This window comes from Tahibacter amnicola, from assembly GCF_025398735.1.
Taxonomy (GTDB): Bacteria; Pseudomonadota; Gammaproteobacteria; order Xanthomonadales; family Rhodanobacteraceae; genus Tahibacter; species Tahibacter amnicola.
This window is the reverse complement of record NZ_CP104694.1, coordinates 690,955-714,764: the sequence shown is the minus strand read 5'-3', so window position 1 is coordinate 714,764 and position 23,810 is coordinate 690,955. Positions and strand designations below refer to the sequence as shown.

At 64.9% G+C, this 23,810-nt stretch carries 16 protein-coding genes; 7 read left to right on the top strand and 9 right to left on the bottom strand.

Translation table 11 applies throughout. The annotated features are described in order from the left end of the window. Positions 1 to 105: 105 nt before the first annotated feature. Positions 106 to 1,635: a 2,3-bisphosphoglycerate-independent phosphoglycerate mutase gene (gpmI, locus tag N4264_RS02950; RefSeq protein ID WP_261695583.1), complete on the bottom strand. Its 1,530-nt coding sequence runs from the start codon at positions 1,633 to 1,635 to the stop codon at positions 106 to 108. 156 nt (positions 1,636 to 1,791) lie between these two features. Between gpmI and N4264_RS02945 the strand changes: the two genes are divergently transcribed. The 5 genes from N4264_RS02945 to N4264_RS02925 all read left to right on the top strand — a co-directional run bounded on the left by N4264_RS02945 (position 1,792) and on the right by N4264_RS02925 (position 8,263). Beyond that, the gene (locus N4264_RS02945) at positions 1,792 to 2,451 is read left to right on the top strand and encodes a DUF4097 family beta strand repeat-containing protein (protein ID WP_261695582.1); all 660 of its coding nucleotides are present in this window, start codon (positions 1,792 to 1,794) and stop codon (positions 2,449 to 2,451) included. Between the two features lie 125 nt (positions 2,452 to 2,576). Continuing rightward, the gene (locus N4264_RS02940; RefSeq protein ID WP_261695581.1) at positions 2,577 to 4,298 is read left to right on the top strand and encodes a M28 family metallopeptidase; all 1,722 of its coding nucleotides are present in this window, start codon (positions 2,577 to 2,579) and stop codon (positions 4,296 to 4,298) included. A gap of 89 nt (positions 4,299 to 4,387) precedes the next feature. After that, positions 4,388 to 5,143: a tetratricopeptide repeat protein gene (locus tag N4264_RS02935; RefSeq protein ID WP_261695580.1), complete on the top strand. Its 756-nt coding sequence runs from the start codon at positions 4,388 to 4,390 to the stop codon at positions 5,141 to 5,143. A 734-nt stretch (positions 5,144 to 5,877) separates the two neighbouring features. Then, entirely contained in the window at positions 5,878 to 7,578 is a 1,701-nt protein-coding gene (gene argS, locus N4264_RS02930; protein WP_261695579.1) for an arginine--tRNA ligase, read from the top strand. Positions 7,579 to 7,633: 55 nt separating this feature from the next. Then, entirely contained in the window at positions 7,634 to 8,263 is a 630-nt protein-coding gene (locus tag N4264_RS02925) for an SPOR domain-containing protein (RefSeq protein WP_261695578.1), read from the top strand. 540 nt (positions 8,264 to 8,803) lie between these two features. Here the strand turns inward: N4264_RS02925 and N4264_RS02920 are convergent. The 7 genes from N4264_RS02920 to glyQ all read right to left on the bottom strand — a co-directional run bounded on the left by N4264_RS02920 (position 8,804) and on the right by glyQ (position 20,820). Continuing rightward, complete coding sequence (locus N4264_RS02920; protein WP_261695577.1) at positions 8,804 to 10,297, bottom strand: DUF4139 domain-containing protein; 1,494 nt, start codon at positions 10,295 to 10,297, stop codon at positions 8,804 to 8,806. Positions 10,298 to 10,416: 119 nt separating this feature from the next. Continuing rightward, on the bottom strand, positions 10,417 to 11,865 hold the full coding sequence (locus N4264_RS02915; RefSeq protein ID WP_261695576.1) for a DNA recombination protein RmuC: 1,449 nt from the start codon (positions 11,863 to 11,865) through the stop codon (positions 10,417 to 10,419). A gap of 124 nt (positions 11,866 to 11,989) precedes the next feature. After that, on the bottom strand, positions 11,990 to 13,942 hold the full coding sequence (locus N4264_RS02910; protein ID WP_261695575.1) for a collagenase: 1,953 nt from the start codon (positions 13,940 to 13,942) through the stop codon (positions 11,990 to 11,992). Positions 13,943 to 14,242: 300 nt separating this feature from the next. Further along, positions 14,243 to 16,258 carry a TonB-dependent receptor domain-containing protein gene (locus tag N4264_RS02905; RefSeq protein ID WP_261695574.1) on the bottom strand — a complete coding sequence of 672 codons (2,016 nt, stop codon included), beginning with the start codon at positions 16,256 to 16,258 and terminating at the stop codon, positions 14,243 to 14,245. 260 nt (positions 16,259 to 16,518) lie between these two features. Then, positions 16,519 to 17,265, bottom strand: a complete 747-nt coding sequence (locus N4264_RS02900) for a TonB-dependent receptor (RefSeq protein ID WP_261695573.1) — start codon at positions 17,263 to 17,265, stop codon at positions 16,519 to 16,521. A 518-nt stretch (positions 17,266 to 17,783) separates the two neighbouring features. Then, positions 17,784 to 19,916: a glycine--tRNA ligase subunit beta gene (gene glyS / locus N4264_RS02895; RefSeq protein WP_261695572.1), complete on the bottom strand. Its 2,133-nt coding sequence runs from the start codon at positions 19,914 to 19,916 to the stop codon at positions 17,784 to 17,786. Beyond that, positions 19,909 to 20,820, bottom strand: coding sequence for a glycine--tRNA ligase subunit alpha (glyQ, locus tag N4264_RS02890; RefSeq protein ID WP_261695571.1), 912 nt, complete (start codon positions 20,818 to 20,820; stop codon positions 19,909 to 19,911). The genes glyS and glyQ overlap by 8 nt, the downstream gene beginning before the upstream one ends. 71 nt (positions 20,821 to 20,891) lie before the next feature. On the opposite strand from glyQ, the gene tfpB reads away from it, so the two are divergent. Together tfpB and N4264_RS02880 are read left to right on the top strand one after the other, a co-directional pair. Beyond that, complete coding sequence (gene tfpB, locus N4264_RS02885; RefSeq protein ID WP_261695570.1) at positions 20,892 to 22,727, top strand: type IV pilus assembly ATPase TfpB; 1,836 nt, start codon at positions 20,892 to 20,894, stop codon at positions 22,725 to 22,727. Further along, positions 22,727 to 23,446 carry a glutamine amidotransferase gene (locus N4264_RS02880; protein WP_261695569.1) on the top strand — a complete coding sequence of 240 codons (720 nt, stop codon included), beginning with the start codon at positions 22,727 to 22,729 and terminating at the stop codon, positions 23,444 to 23,446. The genes tfpB and N4264_RS02880 overlap by 1 nt, the downstream gene beginning before the upstream one ends. 129 nt (positions 23,447 to 23,575) lie before the next feature. Here the strand turns inward: N4264_RS02880 and N4264_RS02875 are convergent, their stop codons facing one another. Beyond that, positions 23,576 to 23,791, bottom strand: a complete 216-nt coding sequence (locus tag N4264_RS02875) for a hypothetical protein (protein WP_261695568.1) — start codon at positions 23,789 to 23,791, stop codon at positions 23,576 to 23,578. Positions 23,792 to 23,810 lie beyond the last annotated feature (19 nt).

Sequence of the window (23,810 nt, the reverse complement as noted above, 5' to 3'; positions counted from 1 at the left end):
CGCCTTTTGGCAGCGGGCCCGGCTGCTGTTCGCGCGATCGTGACAACGCGCGCCATCCCGCAGGTCCGGCGGACTCAAGCGCAGGGTCCGTCGTCACGACGTTTCCTACTGAAAAGTCACGAGCGGGCGACCGGTCATTTCCGCCGGTTGCGGCAGGCCCATCAGGGAAAGCACGGTGGGTGCCAGATCACGCAGTGCGCCGCTGGCAACCCGGGCGTTGCCCGCCCCGACGTAGACGAGCGGCACCGGTCCGACCGTATGCTGCGTATGCGGCTGGCCGTTCTCGTCGAGCATCTGTTCAAGGTTGCCGTGATCGGCACTGATCAGCAGGGCGCCGCCAGCCTGGCGAATCGCCGCCTCAATCCGTCCCAGGGCGACGTCGACTGCTTCCACGGCGGCAATCGCGGCGTCCAGCAGGCCGGTGTGGCCGACCATGTCGGGGTTGGCGATGTTGCAGGCGATAAAGTCGAAGCGCCCGGAAAGGATGGCGGCGACCAGCTGGTCTGTCAGCTCCGGACAGCTCATTTCGGGTTTGAGATCGTACGTGGCCACTTTCGGGCTCGGCACGAGAATGCGCTCCTCGCCCGGGAAAGGCGCTTCGCGTCCGCCGGAGAAGAAGAACGTGACGTGGGCGTACTTCTCGGTTTCGGCGATACGCAACTGCGTCTTGCCCAGGTCCGCCAGGTATTCGCCCAGGGTGTTGGCCATCGACTGCGGCGGGTAGGCCACGGCCGTGACGGCAAGGTCTGCGCTGTACTGAGTGAGCGTCACGAAGGCCGAGAGCACCGGCAGGCGCGTACGCGCAAACCCGTCGAAGCCCGGATCGGTGAAGACCTGCGACAACTGGCGCGCGCGGTCCGCGCGGAAATTCATGAAGACGACCGCGTCGCCGTCCCGGAAGGACGCGCCACTGCCGATAATGGTCGGCTTGACGAATTCATCGTTCTCGCCGCGCCCGTAGGCGGCCGCCAGCGCGCCCACGGCCGAGGCCGCGTGGAATTCCGCCTGGGCATCGACGATCGCATCAAAGGCGAGCCGCACGCGATCCCACCGCTTGTCGCGATCCATGGCGTAGTAGCGGCCGCTGACGGTCGCGATGGACGCGCCCGGGGTCTGCACGCAGCGTTCCTCGAGCAGGCGCAGCGATGGCTCGGCGCTGCGCGGCGGTGTGTCGCGACCGTCAAGGAAGGCATGCACCGCAATCCGCTCGACGCCCTGCTTCGCCGCCATGTCGATCATGGCGAGGATGTGCTGTTCGTGGCTGTGCACGCCGCCCGGCGACACCAGGCCAAACAGGTGCAGCGTTCCGCCCGCGGCGCGCGCGGCGGTGCAGGCACCAACCAGGGCTTCGTTCTGCGCAAAGTCGCCGGTGCGGATGTCCTGGTCGATGCGCGTGAGGTCCTGGTAGACGATCCGGCCGGCACCGATATTCATGTGGCCGACCTCGGAATTGCCCATCTGGTCATCCGGCAGCCCCACATGAAGGCCGTGGGTGTCGACGAGGGCGTGCGGGCAGGTGGCGACCAGGCGGCGCCAGTTCGGGCAGCGGGCCAGCGCGATGGCATTGTAATCGGCTTCGACGCGATGGCCCCAGCCATCGAGAATCAGGAGAAGAACCGGCTTGGGAGTGGTCACGGCAGGCAGACAGCGGGAAAGGATCAGGCATGGTAACGAAAATCCCGCGCGCCGCATTGCAACCCTTTTGGCGAAGGGCGCATCGAAGGCTGCAACCCGAACTGGCCGCCGCCGGTTCGGATCCACACCCAACGCATCTTGCTGCAGGAGTCCGCCATGACCATTCGCGCCCTCGTCCTTGCCCTTGCCGCCGCCCTGTCGACCGCCGCCATGGCGGGTGTGACCGGGCCTGACATCGACAAGGTCAACGGCTCCATCCGCATCGAATCCGGCCAGGCCGGCGGCGACCTGGAAACCGTCAACGGTTCGGTCACGCTGGGCGACAACGCCAAGGCAGACGCCATCGAAACCGTCAACGGCGAGGTCACCCTGGGTGATGACGCCAGCGCCGACTCGCTGGAAACCGTCAATGGCGGCATCACGATCGGCCAGCGCACCACGGTCCGCCACAGCGTCGAGGCGGTGAACGGCTCGATCGAAGCCAGGCGCGGCGCCGATATTGGCGGCGATGTCAGCAACGTCAACGGCCATATCGACATCGACGCGGCGCGGGTCAAGGGCCGCGTGGAGACGGTCGCCGGTGACATCGACATCCGCGCCGACTCGCACATCCAGGGCGGCATCCTGGTTGAGAAGCCCAGCGGCTTCAACTGGGGCAAGCAGAAGACCCCGCGCATCGTGATTGGGCCGAATGCGGTGGTGGAAGGACGGCTGGATTTCCGCCGCGAAGTCGAGCTCTACGTCAGCGACACTGCCAAGGTGGGGGCGATCAGCGGCGCCACCGCCAAGCCGTTCAGCGGTGCGTCGCCCAAGTAAGCGCTTTCCGCGGGGCGGCCCGTTTCGCCGGGTCGCCCCGCTTTTGGGCCAGGCCATGACTTCTGGTCTGGCCTCACCCGTCGAGGCCTCCTACACTCGAGTTTTTGCTCGACCTGGGAGGCTTCATGCGCCATTTGTCACTGGCGGGCGCGATCGCCCTGCTCCTCGCCGCCTGCACCAACGAGGCGCCGCCTCCGGCTGAACCACCGTCACCGGCTCCTACAGCCGAGGTCAAGCCCGCTCCGACGCCGGCGCCGGACGCGATCAACCATCGCTACAGCCCCGAGATCACCGCACCCGATTTTGGTGCCCGCCTGAAGAAGCTCGCCTCCGATGAGTTCGAAGGACGCGAACCGGGCGAGCTGGGCGAACGCCTGACCACCGCGTTCATCAAGGACCAGTTCGAGCGCGCCGGCCTCAAGCCCGGCAACAATGGGTCCTGGTTCCAGTCGGTGCCAACCGTGTCCACGCGGCTCACCAACACCGACCTCACCCTGGACGTGACCACGCCATCGGGCGTGGAGAAATTCGCATTCAAGAAGGACATGGTGGTCGGTACGCTGGCGGCCAAGCCGCAGGTATCGCTCAAGGATTCGGACATCGTCTTCGTCGGCTACGGCGTGAACGCGCCGGAGCAGGACTGGAACGACTACCACGGCCTCGTTCTCAAGGGCAAGACGGTCATCATCCTGGTCAACGATCCGGGATTTGCCAATAACGATCCGGACCTGTTCAAGGGCCGTGCGATGACCTACTACGGCCGCTGGACCTACAAGTTCGAAGAAGCCGCCCGCCGCGGCGCAGCCGCCGCCTTCATCGTGCACGAGACGGCCGGGGCCGGTTACGGATGGGGCGTGATCGAGAACAGCTGGAGCGGCCCGCAGCACGACCTGCCCAGCAGCGAAGATCCGGCGCCCCGCATGGAAGTGGCCGGCTGGCTGACCAACGAGAGCGCGCACCGATTGTTCGAGAAGTCCGGGCTCAATTTCGATGAGATCCGCAAGACCGCGGATGTACGCGGTTTCAAGGCGATTCCGCTCAAATCGAAACTGTCGGTCAACCTGACCAGCACCATCACGACAGGCAGCTCGGAAAATGTCGTGGGCCTGCTGCCCGGCTCCCAGCGTGCCGACGAGACGATCGTCTACAGCGCGCATTGGGATCACCTGGGCAAGGACACCTCGCTGCAGGGTGACCAGATCTACAACGGTGCCGTGGATAACGGAACGGGTGTTGCCGCACTGATCGAAATCGCCGAAGCCTTCGGTGGTCAGCAGCCCCCGCCGGAGCGATCCGTGCTGTTCGTCGCCGTGACGCTGGAGGAGTCGGGCCTGCTCGGATCCAAGTACTTCGCGGCTCATCCGCCGGTGCCGCCCGCGCGCATGGTGGCCAATATCAACATGGACGCGATGTACCTGGTCGGCAAGGCGAGAAACATGACCATCGTCGGCTTCGGCCAATCGGAACTCGACGGCTACATGAAGGAGGCGCTGGCGGCGCAGGGCCGTGTTGCCACAGCCGAGGAGACGCCGGAGAAGGGGCACTTCTTCCGCTCCGATCACTTCAACTTCGCGCGCAAGGGCGTACCGGCACTCTACGCCAAGGGCGGCACCGACCTCGAACAGGGCGGGGACAGTGCCGGCCGCGTCGCGTTCGACGACTACACCAAGAACCGCTACCACCAGGTCAGCGATGAATTCCGCGACGACCTGCCGCTCGACGGCGTGATCGCCGACGTGCAGGCGCTATACGCCGTCGGCAAGAAGCTGGCCGGGGAAACGGGCTGGCCACAGTGGTCGGCCGACAGTGAATTCCGCGCCGCCCGCGAAGCATCACTGAAAAAGTAAACAGTACGCCGGCCCCGTGCGCCTATGCTTGCGTGCGGGGCCGACGGCGGCCAAGATCACGCGCCTCGTCGCCGTTTTTCCGCCGTGCCATGCCTTTCCTGATCGCCATTTCGGTCGCCCTGCAGTTCGTCTGTCTGATCCACCTGGTGCGTACTGGCCGTCCCTACTGGTGGATCTGGCTGATCATGCTGGGCCAGTTCCTCGGGGCCGCCGTCTACATCATCACCCAGATCATTCCGGACCTGCGCAACGACCCGTCCAGCCGCCGCATGGTGCGCGACGTTGCCAGACGCATCGATCCGGAGCGCGAACGGCGCCGGATCGCCCAGGAACTGGAAGTGGCGGACACCGTCGAGAATCGGCGCCGGCTGGCCGAGGAAAGCCTGCGCCTGGGCGACTACGCCAATGCCGCGGAGCTGTATCGCTCCATCCTCAAGGGTTTCTACGCGACAGATCCGCTGTTTCTGTATTCGCTGGCGCAGGCCCAGATCGGATTGGAGCAGTACGCCGGTGCGCGCGACACGCTCGATACGCTGATCCAGTCCAACCCGCAGCACCAGTCGGTCGACGTGCACTTCATGATGGCCCGCTGCCTGGAAGAGCTGGGCGAGAACGATCGCGCGGTGCGCGAGTACGAGGCACTGTCGACGAGCTATCCGGGCGAGGAGGCGCGTCTGCGCTATGGCCAGTTGCTCAAGCGGCTGGGTCGCCTGGCCGAGGCGCGCAACGTGTTTGAAAGCATGCAGAAGCGGGCCAAGGTGTCACCGGCCTATTACCGCCGCAAGGAAAAGGCCTTTCTGGCCGAAGCCCAGCGCGAGCTGACTAATCTTTCAAACACGTCGTGACCGTCCGGCCCGGGCCGCCTGTTCCGGCCCGGGCCACTGAATGTTGGCGCTTCCGTGCACCGCGGCGCGCCGTGCGCATCCCGCACGCCGGGCCTTGCTTCTGTCCTTGCTGCATCCTTGCGGCACGTCCCTGTGCCGGGTACCGCATCCTGCGTCAGCGACCGAATGGATAGGCTCGACCGCGGGTCCTTGCGGAGGGTTCCGGCCTCGCCGTGGCCGGCTGGTGACCCGGGGAAGCGTAGACCCCGGCTGTTACAAGCCGTCGAGCGACAGATGACAGTTGCACGACAGCATCCGGCCGGCGGGCCCGGCAAATCCGCGGTTTCCACCCCCGCGCAAGCTGTACGTTTGCGCAGTTATTCACATGGAGACAGGGGTGTGCCGCGATCTTGCATCGACTTCGTTGCGCTGACCGGAGTCGTGCCATAAGTCACTGTTTTTGAATGATTTTGACACATGCTTTACGAAAGCACCGGCCGGTCTTCAGGCGGACCGCCGGTTCGGCGGCGGCGATTGCACACAGGGTTATCCACAAGCCGCTCCACAGCCCGGCATTTTCCGACACGCATCAATTCGTTGGCGCATGTAGCTGTCGCCAGCGACAGCTGTGACCGGCAAGGCATCGTCCATGAAGGAATTGTTGCAACGCATCACCCACTTTCCGGTGCGATTGATTTGGGGCTTGGCGACGGCCGACATACAATGACCGGTCTTTATCCGCACTGGCGATTCCCGTGAAAGATTTTCTCCGCGACCAGGTGCTGCAGGCGGTTGCAACGCTGCAGCGTGACGGCCAGGTGCCGACCGACGTTTCCACGGCGTTCGTCATTGAACGCACGCGAAGCAAGGATCACGGTGATTTCGCGGCGAACGCGGCCCTGCTGATGTCCAAGGCGGCCGGCAAGAAGCCGCGCGACCTGGCCCAGGCCCTGGTGAATGCGCTGCCCGCCACCGACCAGATTGCCAAGGTCGAGATTGCCGGTCCCGGCTTCATCAATTTCTTCCTGAGCCCCGAGGCCTACCGCGCGCAGGTGCGCGACATCCTGGCCGCCGGCCGCGCATACGGTCGCAACGACACCGGCGGCGGCAAGGCCGTGCAGATCGAGTTCGTGTCGGCCAATCCCACCGGCCCGCTGCATGTCGGCCATGGCCGGGGCGCCGCGGTGGGCGACAGCCTGGCCCGCCTGCTGGATGCGACGGGCTGGAAGGTCTCGCGGGAGTTCTACTACAACGACGCGGGCCAGCAGATCGAAAACCTCATGCTGTCGGTACAGGCGCGCGTCAAGGGCGTCGCCCCCGGCGAACCGGGCTGGCCGGCGGACGGCTACCAGGGCAACTACATCCTCGACGTGGCGAAGAGCTACCTCGCCGGCGACACCGTTCACGCCGACGGCAAAGACGTCGTCGGGGCCGGCGATCCCGAAGACGCCGACGCAATCCGGCGTTTCGCCGTCGCCTACCTGCGCCGCGAGCAGGACCTGGACCTGCGTGCCTTTGCCGTGGTGTTCGACGAGTTCTACCTGGAGTCATCGCTGTATTCCGACGGACTGGTCGAAGGCACCGTCCAGGCGCTGATCGCCGCCGGTCACACCTACGAACAGGACGGCGCCCTTTGGCTCAAGACCACGGACTTCGGCGACGACAAGGACCGCGTCATGCGCAAGGCGCAGGGCGGATACACCTACTTCCTGCCGGATGTCGCCTACCACGTCACCAAGTGGAAGCGCGGTTATGTGCGGGTGATCAACGAGCAGGGCGCCGACCACCACTCGACCGTCACGCGCGTGCGCGCCGGCCTGCAGGCGCTGGACATTGGCATTCCCAAGGGCTGGCCCGAGTACGTGCTGCACCAGATGGTCACCGTGATGCGCGGCGGCGAAGAGGTGAAACTCTCCAAGCGCGCCGGCAGCTACCTGACCCTGCGCGACCTGATCGACGAGGTCGGACGTGACGCGACGCGCTGGTTCCTCGCCGCGCGCAAGACCGACTCCCAGCTCACCTTCGACATCGACCTGGCGCGCTCCCAGTCGACCGACAACCCGGTCTACTACGTGCAATACGCCCATGCGCGCGTCTGCCGCGTGCACAGCCAGCTGGCGGATCAGGGCCTGGCGTGGAATCACGAGAACGGGCTGGCCAACCTGCACCGTCTCGAGAATGAATTCGAGCTGGCCATGATGGTCATGCTGTCGCGCTACCCGGAAGTGGTCGATACCGCAGCGCTCAATCTGGAGCCGCACCTGGTGGCGACCTATCTCAGCGAAGTGGCCGCGGCGTTCCACGGCTGGTACCACGCCAGCCGCCACGACGACAGCAAGTTCATCGTCGATGATGCCGACGTGCGCGATGCTCGCATCGCACTGGCCGAGGCCACCCGCGTCGTGATCGCCAACGGCCTGGACCTGCTCGGCGTCAGCGCACCGGAAAGCATGTAATCGCGTCGCCCGGAGCCGGCGACGACGACAAAGCGGCATTGTGGAGTTCGAGAGAATGGCAGCCAAACGCAAGCAGGCCACACGCACCGGCGGCGGAAGCAGCGCCTGGCCCGCATGGGTGTGGGTCGGCGTCGGCGTGCTGCTGGGCCTGGGCCTGGCAGGTGTGATGTGGATGAAGAACTGGCTGCCGGAACTGCGCAAGTCGAACCTGCCCCAGCCCAACGCCGAAGCCGTCGCCCCCAAGGCCAGCGACCCGGCCGTCGCGGACGAGGCGCGCAAGTCCGGCGCCAAGAAGACCTATGACTTCTACTCGGTTCTGCCCGAGAAGGAAGTCACCATTCCCGATGCCGAGCTCAGTGCCAAGGCACGCGCCGAACAGCAACGCCAGCAGGCTGCCGCCCAGAACCCTGGTGCCACCACGCCGCCCGAACCGGTCGCTCCCGCCGGACGCTACATCCTCCAGGCAGGCTCCTATCCGGAACCCAAGTCCGCCGAGGAACTCAAGGCCAAGCTCGCCCTTTCCGGCTTTGTCGCCAAGATCCAGGCCGCCGACCTCAACGGCAAGACCTGGTACCGCGTCCGCGTCGGCCCGTACACCAGTGCCAGCGATGTGGAAAGTGCACAGAAGTCGCTCGTCGAAATCGGTGTCAAGGCCGTGGCGATGAAGGATACGAGCGCGGATTGAGGTCCTCCCGGGCGGCGCGCCATCAGCCCGGATCAGGAGGTTGGTGCCGGACGGAGGTTGGGGTCGGGGAGGTTGGTGCCAGCCATCGAATTGGGCCGTATGGCAATGGCAATTGGTGCCACCCATCGAATCGCACACGCGACGAAATGGTGCCAGCCATCAAATTTGACCGTATGGCAATGGCAATTGGTGCCACCATCGAATCGCACGCGCGACGAAATGGTGCCAGCCATCAAATTTGACCGTATGGCCATGGCAATTGGTGCCACCCGTCGAAATCGCGGTTCCGGACATCCGTCCCACTGCATGCCGCACAGCCCCGTACAGGACCAACGCATCCGTTGCCGTTGCCGTTGCTGCTGCTGCGCGCAAAGATGACGCGCCGCTTCTGATCCGATGAGAGTCGGTCAGGCGCTAGCAGATCGGCTCCCGAACGGGACGCACACGGAGGTGCGCCCGCCTGGTGCAAGGGCCAGGAGGGCGGTCGGCTGGCCAAAGGACAGGCGAAACGCTCCGGCTCCGGGAATGTGGATCACGCGGTCACCAGCTATACCGCACCCCATACTTCACCGTCACCTCCCCGTCCGCGGGAATGTCGAGCGGGAAGTCGATCGTCGCCGCATCGCGCTTGGCGAACTCGTGGCTCCTTGAGGTCACTTCCCAGCGGCTCCAGCGATACAGATATTCGCGGACCACCACTTTGACCGGTGTCTTCTTGCGGTTGCGAACGCTGATTTCGAAACTCTCGTCGATGTGCTTGGCGCCGGAATCAACGTTAAAGCTCATCTGCTTGCGCTCGCCGACGATGTCGAAGGCGTTGCCCAGCTTCACGCGCAATGTTTCGTTGCGCGGCGTGTGCTTGATGACGTCTTCGCCGACGAACTCGAGATTCCCGTCAACCGATGCCTGGTTCACCCGCAGGCGCCCGGCGGGGAGCGGCATGCCCATCCTGTTGGCTTCGTCATTCTTGAATTCGAGATAGGCGCCGACGGTCCCCGACGTCGTCGCGCCGTAACCCTGATCCGTGATCGGCGAAGACCAGAACGCCCACGGTTGCGGCGCCGCCGTGAAGACCAGCTGCTTGCGGCAGGCCGCGTTGGACACTGACGGAAACAGCTCCAGCTGCTTGGTGGAGTTATCCGGCAGGTCGCTGCGACGCCCCAGTGTATACAGGTGGTATTCGAACAATTGCGATTCCTGGAAACCATCGGCCTCTGCACCGGCGGCGGCCAGGTCCATCATGACCATCTTGCGCGGCGCGGCCGGCGCCTGCGGGCCCGGCGCCAGGTTGACGTCCCCCGCCACCAGTTTGAGCTGCGCCGCGGGATAGCTGGCGCCGGACTGGTTCACGATCGTCACCCAGGCTGACAGGTCCATCGTGCAGTTGTCGCCCTGCTCGCGGAGGGTGACGTTGTAGTCGGACCACCAGGTCATGCCGCCTGTGCGGTAGCTGACGCGGGTGTCATGCGTACCCGCCTGCTTGGCGTTGACCAGCCACACCAGGGTCGGCCGCGTGATCAGGCCGCCGGGGAGGCTGGGGAACAGCACATTCGTGTAGGCGCCGATGCTGACCACCTCCCCAGTATCGCGCTGCAGAATCAGCGTGCCGTCGGCTGCCGAGAGCAACGTGCCCGACAGGCGTTCGACCGTGTCGCCACGCTCCTGTTCGACGGTGATGGCCTGGCCGACATAGCGCTCCAGCAGCTTTTCGCGGTTGACCAGATCAAACTGGTAGTTCTGCTCGAGCACCCGGGTGCCCGCCGGATCGGTGACGCTTTCAAATGCGACCGTGGTCGGATCGATGCGCTTGGCAACATCGGTAAACCGCAGCACGCCGGCGCCCGCCTGCAAGGTCATCTTGCGGCTGTCGCGCACGAGGGCGAAGCCCGGAAAGTTGCCGCCATAGTTGGCCAGCGATTCGGTGTTCACCTGCCCGGGCCGGGCTGAACTGTAGACCGTGAGCGAATAGTCGGGGGCATCGGCGGCAACCGCGTTGAGGCTGGCAGCAATGGCAGAGGCGAGCAGGTAGCGCATAGGGACTCCCAGGCAGGAACGGACAGGGTCAGGCACGGGCTGGGAACGGACCAGCATCCGGAACGGGGTCGGCACCCGATGGTAGCCTGCCCGTGCGTCAGACCGACGCCAACGCTGTCTCAGGCGTCGGCGTTGACGCCCTCGTCCGGCTCGGCCAAGGCCCCCTCGCCGAGCAGGCCCTGGCTCTGCTCCTGGGATACGCGCTCGACGCTGCGCAGCTTGCGTTCGATCGCACGCGTGCGCACACCGGCTGCGTCGATGCTGTTGCGCACCGTATCCAGCTGGTTGCGGGTTTTTTCCAGCACAGTGGCGAACTTGCCAAACTCGGTCTTGACCGCGCCCAGCAGCAGCCAGACCTCGCTGGAACGCTTTTCGATAGCCAGCGTGCGAAATCCCATCTGCAGGCTGTTGAGCGTGGCGCTGAGCGTCGTGGGGCCGGTGACGACAACGCGCATATCCCGCTGCAGCGCCTCGAACAATCCGGGACGACGGATCACTTCGGCGTAGAGCCCTTCGGTCGGCAGGAACAGGATCGCGAAGTCGGTGGTCGCCGGCACCGCGATGTACTTGTCGCGGATGCGCTTGGATTCTTCACGTACCCGGCGCTCCAGCGCGGCCGCCGCTGCGGCACTGGCCTCGGCGTCGGCGCGATCCTGCGCATCCAGCAGCCGCTCGTAGTCCTCGCGCGGGAACTTGGCGTCGATGGGCAGCCAGACCGGCGCATCGGTGTCGCGGCCGGGCAGGCGGATGGCAAATTCCACCCGTTCCGTCGAGCCCGGCACAGTGGCTACGTTGCTGGCGTACTGGTCGGTGGTAAGCAGTTGTTCGAGCAGGGCGCCGAGCTGCACCTCGCCCAGGATGCCGCGCGTCTTCACATTGCTCAGCACGCGCTTGAGGTCGCCGACGCCGGCGGCGAGGCCCTGCATTTCGCCCAGGCCACGGTGGACCATTTCCAGCCGTTCTGACACGAGCTTGAACGATTCGCCAAGCCGGGTTTCCAGCGTCGCATGCAATTTTTCGTCGACGGTCACGCGCATGGCGTCGAGCTGGCGCGCGTTGTCGGCCTGGAGTTCCGCCAGCTTCGTCTCCAGCGTGCCGCGCACTTCAGCCAAGCGCTGTTGACTGTGCTCGGAGAGTTGAGCCAGGCGTTGTTGCAGCAGGTCGCCGAACCGCGCCAGCGACTGCGCACCCTCTTCACGCGCCTTGCGCGCGTCCTCCTGCAGCGCCAGCCGGAGGGACTCCAGCCGCGAGTCCGTCCGCGTGGTGAGTTGGTCGAGACGTTGCGCAAACCCTTCGATACGCAGGTGCTGGGCCTGCGCCAGCTGCGCGAACTGATGCTGCACGCTGTCGCGCAGCTGTTCCATGCCCACCGACTGCTCGCCGCGCGCTGCGCGGTGTTCGTCGCGCAGGACCCGCTCCAGGCGATCGCTGTCTGACCGCAGCGACTCCATGGCGGGCTTGAGGATATCGGACGAATCCTGGTGTCGCCGCAATGCCATCGCCTGCAGGATCACCACGAGCAGGAGCAGCACGACGGCCGTCGCCGCGAGAATTTCAATCAACGCCATGCCGGCACGCCGGGGTAGTCACAACGACACGCAGTGTAGCCGCTGGCGCGTGCAAGGTGGCCGCCGGAACGGGCGGACGCGGGAATGGCCGGCGAAACGGCCATTCCCGCACGCCGTGGGGCTATCAATGGCGCGTCGGATTCTCGAAGCCGTTGGCGAACAGCTTGTCCAGATCCGTGCACTGGCTCGTATCGCCGTTGTGGCCGGCGAAGCAGCTGAGCCACTGGCGGAATTCCACGTCGTAGTTCCCGCCGATCGTGCTGACCCACTGCGGGTAGGACGCGTAATTGCCCTGGCGGAAGAGGGCCAGCAGGCTGTCGATATCGCCGCGATGGCGCTCCATCAGGAACCGCACCGCCAGGTAGCCCCAGCCGTAGATGCGGTTGTAGTCCGTGTTGTAGATCGTCGCGGGCATGTCGCGGAAGCGCAGGCGCTGGGTGAGTGCCTCGGTGACGGCACCGGCATAGGTCAGCTGGCGATAGGTATAGGAGAAGTACTCGGCGACGCCTTCGATGTACCAGACCGCGGAGTTTGGCGCGCTGGTGGGGTAGCTGCCGAAACCGCCGTACATGTCGAAGCGCCCGTCGAGATAGTGGATGTACTCGTGGGTGAGGTTCCAGATCTCCCAGGGTGAGTTCGCCGTCGCAGCGCGTTCATAGGCGTAGAAGTGCGGACGGTTGCCCGCCGAGGACGGCGTGCCTTCCATGTAAATGCCGCCGTTGTTGGTGCTGTGGCCGAACAGCACGCCGGAATACGCCTTGTAGTAGTAGCTGCTGTCGTAGACGACCATGGTCAGTGACGTGTTCTGGTCGTCGGCGACCGGCGTGTTGTTGGTCTGCATCACCTGGTGGAAGTAGGTTTCCTCGCCCGCCACCTTGGCGCAGGTGTCGGCGATTTCCGAAGCGGTCAGGTTCTGCGCGCGCAGCGCCAGCGTCGGGCTGCACGGATGCGTGATCGTCAGCAACTGCGCCATCACCGTCTGCTTGAAATTGCAGACGCCGTAGTACGCGCAGTTGGCACCGTCGTAATAGTCGACCATGCCGGCCGCCGCCATCCAGATGCCGCCGCCAAGGCCGATCATCGGATAGGTATCGAGGATGGACTTGAGCTTTTCCTTGACCGTCGTGTACACGCCCGGGTAGCGGATGAAACGGCCGAACTCGTTGGTCGCGTTGACGAGCAGGTACTCATAGGTCGTGCCCGCGTTGGCCGTGTTGGTTTCGATGAAGGCCCTCAGCGCAGTGATGATGCTCGGATCCGATTCGACATCGCTCTGGAATCCGGGCTTGTACTGGCCATAGTAGAGGTCCGTGAACACGCGATTGACCGCGGTCACCATCTTCGCCTGGGGGTGGTAGGCCGGCGAGTAGTCCGTGAGCACGCGCTTGAACAGGTTGAACTGGCGTCCGGTGAGATCGGCGCTGTCGACCAGAACCAGAAGCTCATACAGCTGCGTGCCGTTCTCGGCGTTGATGGCGTCGAGGTGTTCGGTCAGCGCGAACGCATCGAGGGCAGCGTTCACGGCCTGGTCGAGCGACGGCCCGTAGTTGCCGACGGCCGTGGCATTGTTGTATTGCACATAGAAGCCGGCGCGCAGGAACATCACCAGCTGCCACATCTTGGTGGTGTTGTTGCCCGGATAGGCCGGCGCGATCTCCGTCAGCGCGTTGGCGACGGTGATCATCTTGGCCTCGTTGAACACCTGGCCGGCCGTGGTGCCAGTGAGGTCGAAGAGACTGTAGATACAGCCGGTGACATCTGATGCCTTGACCAGGTCGACCAGCGCCGTGCCGCTGGCCGTGGTGAACGGCGCGATGTCGCAGGCCAGGCTGCTGCGCTCGACCGCCGGTGGCGGAAGGTCGTAGTCGATATGGACGTCGAACGATTGCGTGTGTGGTACGAAGCGATCCGGCGTGATGGTTCCCACCTGCACGTGCGGCGTGGCTTCCTCGCGATAACCTTGCCTGGCGTTGGTGGCCGCTGTCGTAGCGAGCGGCGCGGCGAGCAGCCCGGCAATCGCCCAGCACCAGACGCTTCCGGTGCGGCGCGCACCAGATCCTTTGTTGTGTCCTTGCATTTTCCCCTCCTCCAGGGTTAGACGGTCGCGACATCGCAGCAATGTCGCCTGTCCGGCTCTTCGGCCCAGCGATGCTAAGTAGCTGCCAGCTGAACATCGCGGCGGCCACCTGCGTCGTCGAAGAGGGATTCGTCAAACCCGTGACATTTTGTCACCGGTGCGCCATCTTCCCGTCGCACGCCGGAGTGCCTTGATGGCTACAGGCCGCTACCCGGAAAGAATGGCCGTCGCATCCCGCGACGGCCTAATGGAGAGTGCTTTGCTGCCCCGCGGCGGGTCTGCCACCGCGGGGTGCCCGCGCTAGAGTGAGAAGTCGTAGCGGGCGGTGAAGCGGAAGTAGCGGGGGGTTTGGTAGCTCGCGGGCAATCCGAAGTTCGGGTTGTGCTCGGGAGTGGCGCGCGTGCGATCGCCGATCTCGTTGTAATCCGTCGGACGCTTCGCGTTGAACACGTTGAACACATCAGCTTTGAGAATGAGGTTGCCTTCGCCGATCTTCGGCGTCCAGGCCACTGACAGGTCGATCTGTGTGATCCAGCGTGTCGTGCCGAACGAACCACGTGGACGCAGAACCGAATTGCCGTTTTCGTCGAGGCAGTACAGGCTGGAGGCGGAGGTGTACCTGCCGGATCCGTTGGCTGCTGTCCCGTCGGGAGCGTTGAAATCGGGGACGGTATCCGGAACGAAACCGTAGCAGCTGCGCGGACGGCCGGACTGGAAGATCCAGTTGCTGGAGATGCGCCAGTCATCGGTCAGCTGGTAGGTGCCAAACAGCTTGATGGCATGGCGGCGATCGTTGGGCAGATTGCCGTAGGTGCCATGGGTAAAGGACGCGAAGTCAAAGTCCTGTGTCAGGCCGGCGTCGTCCTGCTCCAGCGTTGAATTCACATAGCCTTCCACGTTGCCGAAGCTGTGCGCGATCGTATACGACCCCTGCAGGTACCATTTTCCATCCCATACCTTTTCCCAGAAGAACTCGATGGCTGTGTACTTGCGGCGATACTGCGGAAGGCCGAAATAGCGTGCCGGGATCACGACATTTGTGAGAGTGCCGTCGTCCTGCAGATCGAGTGCGAACTCTGCGTCCTTGCCGGGATTGAGAATCACGCAGTCCGGGACGGTGTGATAGTCGAAGTCATCAAATCCGTTGTCTTCCGCCCATTTTGCGAACGGACCGGCGTAGCAGAAGTCGTCCATGCCATTCTTGACTTCGCGCATGACGCCACGCACACCGCCCGACCACGAGTCGGAGAATGCGCGTTGCACGCCCAGGATCAGCTCGTCCTGGTACATCGGCTTCAGGTTGGCGGCGGTCACGGTCGCGGCAACCGGCGCTACCCCGCTGCTGGCAAGCACGTCCGGCCCCAACTGGGGGCCGAGCCCCACCGGCGCACCGGTCACCGGATCAATGCTGGTGAAGGTGAAATAGTCCGTGTTGAAGTATTCCGCAGCGGCAGCCCGGATATTCGTGTTGGCGGCTACCGGGATGAAGTAGCGCCCCGCATTGCCAAAGACTTTCAGGGTGCTGTCGTTGTTGACGTCCCAGGAGAAGCCGATGCGCGGGGCAATCTGATTGTCGGCCTTGGCGAAGCTTTCACCTTCGGCGTTACGGTTATCGAAGGTTTCTGCGCGGATACCGGCATAGACCACAAAATTGTCTGTTGCCTGCCAGCTGTCTTCGACGTAGGCGGCCGTGTTGTGGACGTCGTAGGCCCCGCTGACGGTATTGCGCACCCAGCGTCGCACGTAGGCTGTGGCGTCTGCCGGCAACGCGGCACCATTGACCATCCCATTTGCCGGCCGCGCGAAATAGCGCCAGTACTCACCGCCTGACTGTGTCGTTCCGACATTGGTGGAATTGAACTTTTCCTTGTCGTAACCGAAGCGGATAGCGTGGTCTCCTACATGCCATTCGGCATCCAGGCGACCGGCGCGTCGCTGGTCGCGGGCAGGCGGCGCGTTGGCGTCATCGACCGTTGCGGCGGTCCAGCATCCCAGCTCGACAAGGGCGCCGCCGGCACGACCGTCGAGGACGCGCGGACAATCAGCACCCGGTGGAATCCCGACACGCGACGCGTTGAGGTATTCCAGCTGGCCAAGCTGCCCACTCACCGTGAAGTTGTCAGTCAGATAGCCGGTGTATTTGGCCATGTATACTTCGCCGCCGTAGCGAAGCTGGTACTTGTCCAGCCGGGTCGCATTGACGAGGCTGTAGGGCTCGTCGTTTTCGTAAATCACCGTGTCGTAGTAGTTGCGGTTGGAGATCGCGGTGACTTCTACGATGTGGCTGTCCGTAATGTTCCAGTCCAACTTGACCATTCCGTGCGGCTTGTCGTTGTGACGGAAGCGATTCCGCGACGCGATGTCATCAGCTGCGTAGTTGCCCAGGTCTACGTCTTGACCTTCCGCGAGCGCGAAGAAGAACAGCTTGTCCTTGATGATCGGTCCGCTGCCGTAGATGTTGTAGGTGATGGAGTCTTCGGTGTCGTGCGAGGTGTATTTGTAGTAGTCGTCCGGATTTTCGGCGTCACGAACGTCCGGCGCCTGCTCCCTGAGTGAGTTGGGCTCCCAGTAGAGGCTTACACCCCCTTGAATTCATTCGTGCCGCGCTTGGTCACGATATTGATCACGCCGCCCAGCGAGCGGCCGAATTCCGCGCCATAGCCGCCGGTCTTCACTTGCTGCTCGCCGATCGCCTCAAATGGCAGGTTCGCAAAGGACGTGAAGTTGCGGATGTTCGTGACGTCGAAGCCGTTGATGTAGTAGCCGTTCTCGGCGACCGACGCACCACCAAAGGACGCGAGAGGACCACCGCCGAGCGATTCGAATCCGCTGTCGCCCCGGACCGTACCGGGCGCCAGCAGCGCCACGGAGGAAATGTCGCGCGCGACAGGTAGCGCGGCGATCTGGTCTGCCGTAAACACCGTTGACGACTCGACAGACGACACGTCGATCGGATTGATGGCGTTACCCGTGACTTCGATGGCCTCCAGCTTCTGGGAGTCCTTGTCGGCGAAGTTGACCTCGCTGCCGGTGCCTACCTTGACCTGGACATCTCTTGTCGCACCGTCGCTCGTGACCCGGTAATGGCCCGTCGGCAGCTGGCTGAAGCTGAACCGACCGCTGGCGTCGGCGGTGATCTCTCGCGTCAGGCCAGTATCGGTGTTTTCGATCGTGACGCTGGCATTAGCGCCTGCGTGACCGAAGATTTCCCCGGTGGCTTTCTGGGCCAGTGCGGCGCCGCTGGCAATAACTGCCCCCAGGGCGAGGACAAGGGCGGAACGCCGGAAGGAACGCCCGCTCCGGCCGTGTGTCAACGTGGACATGGTGACTCCTCCAATTGTGTACCGCGGTACTGAACCGCGTACCCCGCGAAAGCGTGCGCGAGCACGACGAGCCGGCCCCTGTCGCCGGTTAGGAGAAGAACTGGAGGAGATGACGACGACGACGCGAGCGAAGAGAACGGCGGTTCTTGCGAACCGCCGCCAGCCCCATGCGCTCCCTCAAGCGCGAACACCCCACTTCGTTACAACCCCAGGACGGCGGACCCCTCCGCGTACCCTGAGTCGCCAAAATCACGGCCGTTACATACGGGTCATGACGTTCGGCACTCCCAGCGGGCGAACGTAATGAAACCGTTATTCCACGTCAACCGCGTTGTGGGTATTTGCTGAATACCGCTGCGTATTGCCGCGGTTTCGCCGATATCGACGATTTCGCGCCTGTTCCGGCACAATACGAAGGAATTCGTATAGAAAATCCCTGCGGCGCGTTCGCGCAGAATGTGCGGCCCGGTGACGACCGCGAGGCGCCGCCCGCAAGGGCGGCACCCGGAAGGCTCGGATCAGGCGGCCTGGAGGACCGAAATGTCGGCCACGTGGAGGAACAACTGGCGCAACTGAGCAAGCAGGGTAAGACGGTTTTGTCGGACCGCTGCGTCGTCCGCCATGACCATGACGTCGTTGAAAAAGGCATCGACCGGATCGCGCAGCTCTGCCAACCGCTTGAGAACCGCCACGTAGGTCCGGTCGGCGATCAGGGGCGCCGTGGCGGCCTGGGCGTTGACCAGGGCGTCGTGCAGGCCTGATTCGGCGCCGGTACCCAGCAGGTTCGTCTGTATTTGCCCGAACTCCACCTGGCCGGCCTGGCGCAGGATGTTGCCGATGCGCTTGTTCGCCGCGGCCAAGGCCGCCGCCTCGGGCAGGCGCGCGAACTCACCCACGGCGCGCAGGCGTGCGTCGAAGTCCGACAGGTCGCCCGGCGCCAGGGCGCGCACGGCCTCGAACAGATCCGGAGCGATCCCCAGGTCGGTGTAGTAGCCGCGCAGACGGTCCAGCACGAAGTCGTAGAGTTCGCGTCCCAGCTCCGCACGACGTTGACCGGCGTCAAAGGCAGGGGCGCCCTCCTTCGGCTTGGGCATTCCGGCGGCCAGGGCGGATTCGGGGATCTGGCCGAGTGCGTCCGCCAGGAGAGCGGGGAGGTCCAGCGACAGGCCGCTTTCGATCAAGGTCCGCGCCAGGCCCAGGGCGGCACGGCGCAGGGCGAACGGATCCTTGTTCCCGCTCGGCTTCTGGCCAACCGCAAAGATGCCGCACAGCGTATCCACGCGCTCGGCCACGGCCAGCACCTGGCCGACGCGGCCGGGGGCGATGCCGTCACCGGCAAATCGCGGCTGGTAGAACGTATCGAGCGCTTCGGCCACCTCTGCCGGCTCGTTCCCGGCGGTCGCGTAGTAGCGCCCCATGGTTCCCTGCAGCTCGGGGAACTCGCCGACCATGCGCGTCATGAGATCGCACTTGGCAAGCCCGGCCGCACGGGTGGCCAGTGCAGCGTCGACACCGACGCGGTTGGCGATGGTGCGGGCCAGCTCGGCGACGCGGATGGTCTTGTCCCAGACCGAGCCGAGCGCCTGCTGGTAGGTGACGTTCGCGAGCGTCGGCTGGTGCGATTCGAGCGGGGCCTTCAGGTCTTCGTCGTAGAAGAAGCGCGCGTCGGCGAAACGCGGGCGGATCACGCGCTCGTAACCCTTGCGGATTTCCGCCGGATCCGCGCTTTCAATGTTCGCGATGCCGATGAAATGCTCGGTGAGCTTGCCGGCCGCGTCGAAAACGGGGACGAATTTCTGGTTGGTCTCCATCGTCATGATCAGCGCTTCCTGCGGCACGCGCAGGAAGTCACGTTCGAAGGTGCAGCGGATGGCGACCGGCCATTCCGTGAGGTTGGCGATTTCGTCGAGCAGCTCCGGACGCAGGCGCGGCGTGGCGCCGATCTCGCGCCCGGCACGCTCCACCTCGTCGCGGATGCGCTGGCGTCGTTCGGCCGGATCTGCCAGTACGCGCGCACCGCGCAGGGCGTCGAGCCAGGCATCGGCGCTGTCGACCGCAACGGGCCCGCTGTGGTGGAAGCGGTGGCCCCGGGATGCGCGGCCACTCGCGATGCCGAAGATCTCGGCGTCGATGACACGGCTGCCGTGCAGGATGACCAGCCAGTGCATCGGCCGGACGAAGGCGTAGTCGTGGTCGCCCCAGCGCATGGGTTTTGGCACCGGCAGCGCCTTGAGAGACTCGCCGATGACATCGGGCAGCAGCGCCGCCAGCGGCTGTCCCGGCTGCTCGGCCCGGTAGACGAACCAGGCGCCCTTGTCCGTTTCCAGGCGCTGCAGGGCCTCGACCGTGGTACCACAGGACGCGGCAAAGCCGCTGAGCGCCTTGGTCGGCTGGCCGCTGGCATCAAGCGCGGCGGCGATCGCAGGACCGCGCCGTTCGATGGCCTGGTCCGGCTGCGCATCGGCGACGCCCGCTAGCCACAGCGCGAGACGGCGCGGCGAGCAGTAGACCTTGGCAGCCTCGCCATCGACCGCGAAACCGCGCTTTTTCAATCCTTCGATGATGCCGCCGGCAAACGCCTGGGCCAGCTCGTCGACGGTGCGGGTCGGCAGTTCTTCGGTGCCGATCTCGATCAGCAGGGAATCAAGCATGGGCCGCCTCCGCGCGCGCCTTCAATCCGGGAAAACCGCGCTTTTTGCGCTGGGCGTAATAGGCTTCGGCCACCGCGCGGGCCAGGGTGCGCACGCGCAGGATGTAGCGCTGGCGCTCGGTCACGCTGATGGCACGGCGCGCATCGAGCAGGTTGAAGCTGTGCGAGGCCTTGCAGACCTGTTCGTAGGCGGGCAGCGGCAGGCCGGCCTCGACGAGTTTCTTCGCCTCGCCCTCGCACACGTCGAACCAGTGGAACAGCTCGGCGACGTTTGCGTGCTCGAAGTTGTAAGTGGACTGCTCCACCTCGTTCTGCAGGAAGACATCCCCGTAGGTCACCACGCCGTGCGGCGCCTGCGTCCAGACCAGGTCATAGACGTTGTCGACGTTCTGCAGATACATGGCCAGACGTTCCAGGCCGTACGTGATTTCACCGGTCACCGGCCGGCATTCCAGGCCACCGGCCTGCTGGAAGTAGGTGAACTGCGTCACCTCCATGCCGTTGAGCCAGACTTCCCAGCCCAGGCCCCAGGCGCCGAGGGTCGGTGATTCCCAGTTGTCCTCGACAAAGCGCAGGTCGTGGGTGAGGGGGTCGATCCCCAGCGCACGCAACGATCCAATGTATAAATCGAGAATATTGTCCGGATTGGGCTTGAGCACCACCTGGTATTGATAGTAGTGCTGAAGCCGGTTGGGGTTTTCGCCATAGCGCCCGTCCGTGGGACGGCGCGAAGGTTGCACGTAGGCGGCCGCCCAGGGTTCGGGCCCCAGCGCCCGGAGAAATGTGGCCGGGTGGAAGGTGCCGGCACCCACCTCGGTATCCAGCGGCTGGATCAGTACACAGCCCTGTTCCGCCCAGTAGCGGTTGAGGGTCTGGATAATGTCCTGAAATGTGGGCGTGGACATAGATTGGCTCACGGAAGATGCTGCGAAGCGCGCTAGTATAACGAGCGCTTCGATGCCTCACAGGAACGCCCATGTCGCCCAGTTCCCACCGCCCCGCCGTGGCCAAGACCGAGAACGCCGCCGGTGCCGCCCAGCTGGGGCTGCATGGCCGGCTGGAGCTGGACGAAACCCTCATGGCGCTGGTGCAGGACGGACTGCTCTCGGCCGAGGATGCCCGCAAGGTTCGCGCCGATTCGCGCTCCGGCAAGGACAAGCTCGCCCTGCATCCCCTGGTGCTGGTGGCCAATCTCAAGCCGGTCGACCAGCGCGGCGGCGGAAAGCCGCTGAGCCTTGAGGTGCTGACCCAGTGGCTGGCAGACCGCGCCGAGCTGCCCTACCTGCGCATCGACCCGATGAAGATCGATGTGGCAGCGGTCACCCAGGTGATTTCGCACCAGTACGCCACGCGGTATCGCATCCTGCCGGTAGCCGTGGCGCCGGAGAAGGTCACGATCGCCACCGCCGAGCCCTTCGACCGGCGCTGGCTGGCCGACCTTTCCCACATCCTGCGCCGCGACATCGAGCGGGTGGTGTCCAGCCCGCTGGACGTCAACCGCTACCTGACCGAGTTCTTCGGCGTGCAGCGCTCGATCCAGCGCGCCAAGGATGCCAAGGGCGAGGCCGGCTACGACCCGTCGACCCTGCTCAATTTCGAACAGCTCCTGGAGCTGGGCAAGACCGGTGACATCGGTGCCGACGACCGCCATGTCGTGCACATCGTGGACTGGCTTCTGCAGTACGCGCTGGACCAGCGCGCCTCTGACATCCATCTCGAGCCGCGCCGCGACACCGGCAATATCCGGTTCCGCATCGACGGCAACATGCACAAGGTGTTCGAGTTTCCGCCCCCGGTCATGACCGCGGTGACGGCCCGCATCAAGATCCTCGGCCGCATGGACCTGGCCGAGAAGCGCCGCCCCCAGGACGGCCGCATCAAGACCCGCTCCCCCGGCGGCCGCGAAGTGGAACTGCGTCTGTCGACCATGCCCACGGCCTTCGGCGAGAAGGTCGTGATGCGTATCTTCGACCCGGACATCGTGGTCAAGGAATTCCGCCAGATCGGCTTTTCGATGGACGAGGAAAACCTCTGGCGCTCGATGGTCGAGCGGCCCCACGGGATCGTCCTGGTCACGGGCCCGACCGGCTCGGGCAAGACCACCACGCTCTATTCGACCCTGAAGTTCCTGGCCACGCCGGACCTCAACGTCTGCACGGTCGAAGACCCGATCGAAATGGTCTCGCCCGAGTTCAACCAGATGCAGGTGCAGCCGGCAATCGACCTGGATTTCGCCGCCGGCGTGCGCACGCTGTTGCGCCAGGATCCGGACATCATCATGGTCGGCGAAATCCGCGACCTGGAGACCGCCCAGATGGCCGTGCAGGCCTCCCTGACCGGTCACCTGGTGCTGTCGACGCTGCATACCAACGACGCGCCGACCGCGGTGACGCGACTGCTCGACCTGGGCGTTCCGCACTACCTGATCCAGTCCACGCTCACCGGCGTGGTCGCGCAGCGCCTGGTCCGCACGCTTTGCCCGCACTGCAAGAAGCCCCTACCGATTGACGCGCGCGCCTGGGATGCCCTGACGCACCGCTGGAACCTGGCCTTGCCGGAACGGACCCAGGGCCCTGTCGGCTGCCTGGAATGTCGCAACACCGGCTACCTGGGCCGAACGGGCATCTACGAGATGATGCGGATCTCGCCCAAGCTGCGACAGATGATCACCGCAAATACGGATCTGGTCGCCTACGGTGAAGCCGCCCTCTCGGAGGGCATGCGGCCGCTGCGGATTTCCGCCGCCGCACAGGTGGCCCGCGGCGTGACGACGGTGGCGGAAGTGATGACGGTGCTGCCGCCGGTCGACTGATGCGACCTTTTCTGATTGTACAAACAGGGACAACGCTACCGGCGCTGCGCGCCCGTCGTCGCGACTTCCCCCACTGGTTCCGGATTGGCATGGGCTTGCCGGTCGGCACCGTCCACATCCATGACGCCACGGCGGACGCGGCGTTTCCTGCGCTGGACCGCTACGCCGGCGTGATCGTTACCGGTTCCGGTGCGATGGTGACGGAGCGCCAGGCCTGGAGCGAACGGACGGCCGAATGGCTGGCCACTGTGGCCCGGGCCGCCAGCTGCCCGGTTCTCGGGGTGTGTTACGGGCACCAGCTGCTGGCGCATGGACTGGGTGGCGAAGTCGGTTGGGCACCGAAGGGGCGCGAGATTGGCACTCGCGACATCGTCTGTACGTCGGCCACCCGGAGTGACCCCCTGTTCGCACCGCTTGCGCGCGGCTTTCGCGCCCAGACGACACACCAGCAGTCGGTCCTGACGCCCCCCGCGGGGGCCCTGGTACTGGCCGCATCGGACCATGACGCGCACCAGGCCGTCCGCTATGGCGAACGCGCCTGGGGCGTGCAGTTCCACCCGGAGTTCAGCGCCGGCGTGATGGCCGGCTATGTGCGGGGTCGTGCGGAACGGTTGCGCGAAGAGGGCATCGACCCGGGTGTCCTGCTACAGACCTGCGGCCCCACGCCCGCCGGACGCCGGTTGCTGCGGCGATTCGTGCGGCTGGCTGAGCGGAGCTAGCAGAACAGCGGGGCTACGCCCCCGCGCCGTGAAACACATTTTCACATTGCCAGAATGCAAACGCCGCGCTAAGAGCGCGGCGCTTGATTTCCGTCCGGGTGCAGTGCACCCGATGGAAGGTGCTGAAGCTTACTTGCGGGCCTTGCCGCCTTTACGCAGCGAAGCCAGCGGATCCGGGAGCTTCAGACCACCGAGGTAATCGTTGATCGCCTCATTCGTCACGTCATAGAGCGGACGGCCCATGACGGCGGCGGCAGCTTTCAGGCTGTCACGCATGCGCTTGGAGACGCGCAAGCTGGCGTCGCGGGTATCTTCATCGGCAGCTGCAGCAGCGGACTTTTTCATGATATTCACCCTGGAGAAG

Bases quoted from the DNA above. Each gene is read 5' to 3' on its own strand.
- N4264_RS02910 (WP_261695575.1), bottom strand. From the start codon at position 13,942: ATGCAAGGACACAACAAAGGATCTGGTGCGCGCCGCACCGGAAGCGTC.
- glyS (WP_261695572.1), bottom strand. From the start codon at position 19,916: ATGCTTGATTCCCTGCTGATCGAGATCGGCACCGAAGAACTGCCGACC.
- N4264_RS02945 (WP_261695582.1), top strand. From the start codon at position 1,792: ATGACCATTCGCGCCCTCGTCCTTGCCCTTGCCGCCGCCCTGTCGACC.
- N4264_RS02900 (WP_261695573.1), bottom strand. From the start codon at position 17,265: ATGTCCACGTTGACACACGGCCGGAGCGGGCGTTCCTTCCGGCGTTCC.
- glyQ (WP_261695571.1), bottom strand. From the start codon at position 20,820: ATGTCCACGCCCACATTTCAGGACATTATCCAGACCCTCAACCGCTAC.
- N4264_RS02925 (WP_261695578.1), top strand. From the start codon at position 7,634: ATGGCAGCCAAACGCAAGCAGGCCACACGCACCGGCGGCGGAAGCAGC.
- N4264_RS02940 (WP_261695581.1), top strand. From the start codon at position 2,577: ATGCGCCATTTGTCACTGGCGGGCGCGATCGCCCTGCTCCTCGCCGCC.
- N4264_RS02880 (WP_261695569.1), top strand. From the start codon at position 22,727: ATGCGACCTTTTCTGATTGTACAAACAGGGACAACGCTACCGGCGCTG.
- N4264_RS02920 (WP_261695577.1), bottom strand. From the start codon at position 10,297: ATGCGCTACCTGCTCGCCTCTGCCATTGCTGCCAGCCTCAACGCGGTT.
- N4264_RS02905 (WP_261695574.1), bottom strand. From the start codon at position 16,258: ATGGTCAAGTTGGACTGGAACATTACGGACAGCCACATCGTAGAAGTC.
- N4264_RS02875 (WP_261695568.1), bottom strand. From the start codon at position 23,791: ATGAAAAAGTCCGCTGCTGCAGCTGCCGATGAAGATACCCGCGACGCC.
- N4264_RS02935 (WP_261695580.1), top strand. From the start codon at position 4,388: ATGCCTTTCCTGATCGCCATTTCGGTCGCCCTGCAGTTCGTCTGTCTG.
- N4264_RS02915 (WP_261695576.1), bottom strand. From the start codon at position 11,865: ATGGCGTTGATTGAAATTCTCGCGGCGACGGCCGTCGTGCTGCTCCTG.
- tfpB (WP_261695570.1), top strand. From the start codon at position 20,892: ATGTCGCCCAGTTCCCACCGCCCCGCCGTGGCCAAGACCGAGAACGCC.